2 protein-coding genes are annotated in these 975 nt (G+C 67.3%); one reads left to right on the top strand and one right to left on the bottom strand.

Features of this window, described 5'->3' with window-relative positions; translation table 11 throughout:
• Window positions 1-499, top strand: a 499-nt coding sequence (locus EOA60_RS34735) for a DUF6596 domain-containing protein (RefSeq protein WP_348632754.1), incomplete at its 5' end; no start/stop codon positions are given.
• Window positions 500-521: 22 nt separating this feature from the next.
• Here the strand turns inward: EOA60_RS34735 and EOA60_RS34730 are convergent.
• A partial coding sequence (locus tag EOA60_RS34730) for a glutathione S-transferase family protein (protein WP_164899857.1) occupies window positions 522-975 on the bottom strand: 454 nt, incomplete at its 5' end.

Here is a 975-nt window from a genome sequence, read left to right as displayed (position 1 = left end):
GCGCAGTCCCGACGGCGACTTCGTGCCGCTGGCTGAGCAGGACGTGGCGCTTTGGGACGACAAGCTGATCGACGAGGCGGAAGCGCTGCTCAGGCGCGCCGCGATCAGGCGAACCATCGGCCGCTACCAATTGGAGGCTGCGGTCCAGTCGGCGCACACGGCAAGGCGGCGGAGCGGCCGCACCGACTGGACCGCGATCCGCCAGCTTTACGACGCGCTGATGGCGATTGCCGGCTCGCCGGTGGTGGCGATCAACCGCGCTGTCGCGATCGCCGAAGCCGAGGGCGCAGCCGAGGGTCTTGCCGCGCTCGACGAGATCGGCGGCGACAAGCGGGTTGGCGAGTACCAGCCTTATTGGGCGGCGCGGGCCGAGCTCTTAGCCAGGCTCGGCAGGACGGCCGAGGCCGCCGAGGCTTATGGCCGGGCGATCGGCCTCGAGCGCGATCCGGCCTTGCGCCATTTCCTGCAGGCCGAGCGGGGGAAGCTGGTCCGCAACTGAGGCGAGACGGCGGTTCCAGCAACTAGTCCTGCGGCCACATCTCATGAGAAAGGTTCAGTTTCCGCATGATCGCATGCTGGCGCAACTTGCCCCACAGCCGTTCGATGTTCGGCCAGGCCACGCGAGCGCTCTTGGTGTCGGGATGCCAGGCCACCAGCATCACGAGATAGATGTCGACCAGCGAAAGTTCCTCACCGGCCAGCCACTCACGGCCGGCGAGCGCGCTATCGAGAATGGCAAAGCCGCGATCCATTTCCGCGATAGCCGCCTCCTTGACCACCTGCACGCTATCGGCGTCGGCCGTGTAGCGGTGGGGGTAATAGAGCCTCAGGATCGCGGGATAGAGCGCCGACGACATGAAGGCCATCCAGCGCAGGAAATCGGCGCGCGCCGGCGAGCCCGCTTGCGGCGCCAGATGCGCTTCTGGATGACGCTCGGCGAGCAGGATGCAGATCGCCGCCGATTCGGTCATCGAC

Origin of the sequence: Mesorhizobium sp. M1A.F.Ca.IN.020.06.1.1, assembly GCF_004023265.1 — a bacterium.
In the GTDB taxonomy this organism is placed as follows: domain Bacteria; phylum Pseudomonadota; class Alphaproteobacteria; order Rhizobiales; family Rhizobiaceae; genus Mesorhizobium.
Note: the sequence above shows the minus strand (reverse complement) of the source record. Positions and strands in the feature narration are given on the sequence as shown.